The sequence below is a fragment of the Acinetobacter sp. YH12098 genome (assembly GCF_013419235.1).
Lineage (GTDB): Bacteria > Pseudomonadota > Gammaproteobacteria > Pseudomonadales > Moraxellaceae > Acinetobacter > Acinetobacter amyesii.
Window position 1 is genome coordinate 1 of sequence record NZ_VPAO01000078.1, and the last position, 3,003, is coordinate 3,003.

The 3,003-nt window shown below is 38.5% G+C and carries 4 protein-coding genes; 1 reads left to right on the forward strand and 3 read right to left on the reverse strand.

Features of this window, described 5'->3' with window-relative positions; translation table 11 throughout:
* A partial coding sequence (gene mobQ, locus FTU38_RS16455) for a MobQ family relaxase (RefSeq protein ID WP_180111878.1) occupies positions 1-949 on the reverse strand: 949 nt, incomplete at its 3' end.
* Positions 950-1,159: 210 nt separating this feature from the next.
* On the opposite strand from mobQ, the gene FTU38_RS16460 reads away from it, so the two are divergent.
* Positions 1,160-1,441: a hypothetical protein gene (locus FTU38_RS16460; protein WP_004897095.1), complete on the forward strand. Its 282-nt coding sequence runs from the start codon at positions 1,160-1,162 to the stop codon at positions 1,439-1,441.
* Here the strand turns inward: FTU38_RS16460 and FTU38_RS16465 are convergent.
* Both FTU38_RS16465 and repM read right to left on the reverse strand, forming a co-directional pair.
* Complete coding sequence (locus FTU38_RS16465) at positions 1,438-1,734, reverse strand: hypothetical protein (RefSeq protein WP_104510432.1); 297 nt, start codon at positions 1,732-1,734, stop codon at positions 1,438-1,440. The two genes, FTU38_RS16460 and FTU38_RS16465, sit on opposite strands and share 4 nt — an antisense overlap.
* The gene (gene repM / locus FTU38_RS16470) at positions 1,731-2,660 is read right to left on the reverse strand and encodes a replication initiation protein RepM (RefSeq protein ID WP_104510434.1); all 930 of its coding nucleotides are present in this window, start codon (positions 2,658-2,660) and stop codon (positions 1,731-1,733) included. Before repM ends, FTU38_RS16465 begins: the two co-directional genes overlap by 4 nt.
* Positions 2,661-3,003 lie beyond the last annotated feature (343 nt).

The following is a 3,003-nucleotide window of genomic DNA, read 5'->3' on the forward strand; positions in this document are numbered from 1 at the left end:
CTAAATTTCGTGATGCCTTACGATTTGCTTGTTCGGCTCGTTGTTTATCTAATTCTTGCTGTCGCTTCATTTCCGCTTGGCGTTCCAGTTCTAGGCGTTTGCTTTCTTGGTTCTTCTGCCATTGCTCAAAACCTTGATCGACACGGTTTAAACCACGCTGTAAAACGCTCTCTTTCTGCTGTTTCTGTTGGTCAAGTTGTTGGGTGTTCTGCTGTTTCACATTGTCATTGAAACGGCTAATTTCAGTATCTATGCCTTGTCTGCGTAATTGAGTGACTTTGGTGCCTTCATGGATGGTGGCTTGTAGTCCGTTGTTCTGATCGGCATAGCTGCGGTGATCTATTTTTTCTCGGTAGCCTGCACGTTCCAATGCTTTATTGGCTAAGTCTGCCCATTTTTCTCTAATTTGCTTAATGTCTTCTTGGGTTGTCCCCATACCAAGGCTTTTTCGTTTGGCATTGCTTAACTCAATATCGGTTTTAGTGGTTAGGGTAAGTTTCTTGTCCGTATCTAATTCTGCCTTTCGGGTGGTGAGCATGATATGGGCGTGATGGTTCTTATCATTACCGCCTTTGCTCGGTTCATGGATGGCTAAATCTGCAATCACGCCATAGCGATCAACTAAGGACCTGGCAAAGTCTTTTGCCAAGTCCTTACGTTGATCAGGGTCTAATTCATCAGGTAGGGCAATCACCCATTCTCTAGCCGTTCGGGCATCTTTACGGTTTTCGGTTTTTTCTGCCAAGTTCCAAAGTTCACCACGGTCAATTTCAATATCTAAATTAGAGATAATTTCAGAATGGGCGACACCGTCCTTTCTCGTAAAGTCATGCGTCAATCCTGTACGCTCATCTTTGAGTTTTTCCCCTGCACGATATGCAGAAGATGCAACCGCAGTTCGTCCCGAACTTCGGTTAACCGTTTTAGTCGAACAATGATAGATTGCCATGCAGTCGCCTTGAGATGCTTTTGCTTTTAAAAAATTGCGTAGCAGTTTTTTGGGGTTAAGGGGAATCCCCTTACGCAAACTTTGACTTGGATGAAATCCAAGTCGTAAGTGCGCATTTCATGAAAAACACGATAGCATATTACTCGCTTGAATTTCAATTCATAGGGTCTTATGCTTGAGTGGTTTTCCTATATCCCGAAATGAACCGTTATGACAAAATCTGCCGAAAATATAGAAAAGAAAATTGAAGCCCAGTTAGAGAAGCTGAAACAGTTAAAAGCGCAAAAACAGGCTATCGAAGCAAGAGAACGTACCAAGCAAAAAGAACAGCAACGAAAAGACGATACTAGACGTAAAATTCTGCTCGGTTCTTATTTAATTAAAAAAATGCAGAATGAAGCTAACAAAGAAAAAATACTGGCTGAATTGAACGAATATTTAACAGAAAATAGAGATAGACACCTTTTTGGTTTGCCCGACATTGAAGCCTAATTTTTCTTAGCTGTTTGGTTTTTTTGTTCGGCTTGATACTCTGGAATGAGCGTATTTAAAACCTTTTGAATATTGTCCTTGTCCTCGATTTGTAAATTATCCCGATAGTAAATTAAGTTCTGTATTTTGCTTTCCATCTGTGTTTTTTCGGTAGGTTCGGCATCTTTGGATATTCGGGATAATAGGAAGATATAACCGCATATATTTTCTCTCGCAATTTCATAATTTACGATGTCGAGGTATTCAACGGTCACATGTTTTAGATCGGTTGATAGGTTATTTAATTTAATCATGGCTGAAATCCTGATTTTTCTAATATTGGATAAAGCTCTCTGAATTTTTCAGGTTCTAAAAGCATATCAGCGATACGAATAGCAAATTGCTGGTAGCTTTCTGTGCCTTGTGAATATTTACTCATTTCAGGCATTTCTGACATTTTTTTTGCAAATAAATGGCGTTGTGCATCGGTCATTTTTATAAAAAAATCAGGCGTGTTTGGATCTCTTTTTGCTTCAACTTTTGGCTGTTGTTTTTGCTTAAATTTGAAAGAAAAACCTGAAATGATCCGTCCTTTTTTATGCTGTTCATACGTTACAGTAATATCAGTATGCTCATTAATTTGTTTAATTGATGGTTCAAGCACACGCTTTTTAAAGTCACTCATGGCGGTGTATTCACTATCAACAAGACCTAATCTGTTTCTAAACTCACTAAGTTCTAGTTGTGGAACTTTTCCAACTTCACGCCAAGCAATCAGCAATTCATAAAGCCTAGTGGCGTATTTACTGGTTAGGTGAGCAACTTGTTTAGCTTCATATTTTGTAAAGTGTTCTTCCAATCGTGTGATTAAAGGCACGACATCAGGAGCAAAAGTAATTTCTAACAATGCTAGGTCATCTACATAAAATATACGGCTTACCCAGCGAGATCGAACAATGCCGACTTTGCCTGTTTTTTTATATTCGGCTGTATAACTAAATTGACGATTAAACAGATTATTTACAGCTTCTCTCAAAGCTTTATATGACGCATCGGCAGATACATTGAATAGCTTGGCGTAGTCACTAGCATGTATTTCCAGTTTACTATCCGCAGTGATTCCTTGTCCCGATTCTCTAGCATTAATGATAGCTAGCATGATCAAACGTTGTTCCGTTAGCTCTAGGTTGTAACTGGCATTTATTAGAGCATTATCTTTCACGACTAAACTATTTTTCATAAGAAGAACTTATTATTATCTAATTAAAGGACAATGTAATCCAATATCTTTTTAAGGTCAATATTTATAACGTCCTTTAATTAAGAGCAAATGTCCGTTTATACAAGAGCAAATGTCCGTTTATACAAGAGCAAATGTCCGTTTATACAAGAGCAAATGTCCGTTTATATAGTCTGTAACACTTACTACACAAGGGTTTCAACCTGTCTAAAAGCATTAAAAGCTTTAAAAATAATTAAAAGCCTTTCGAGAGGGGAGTGCAAACTGCCCTAGGTACTCGCTAAAGCTCGTACTCTATTGAAGCTCGTTCCTCGCTTCGTGGGGCAGTTTTTAGTTAATCCTG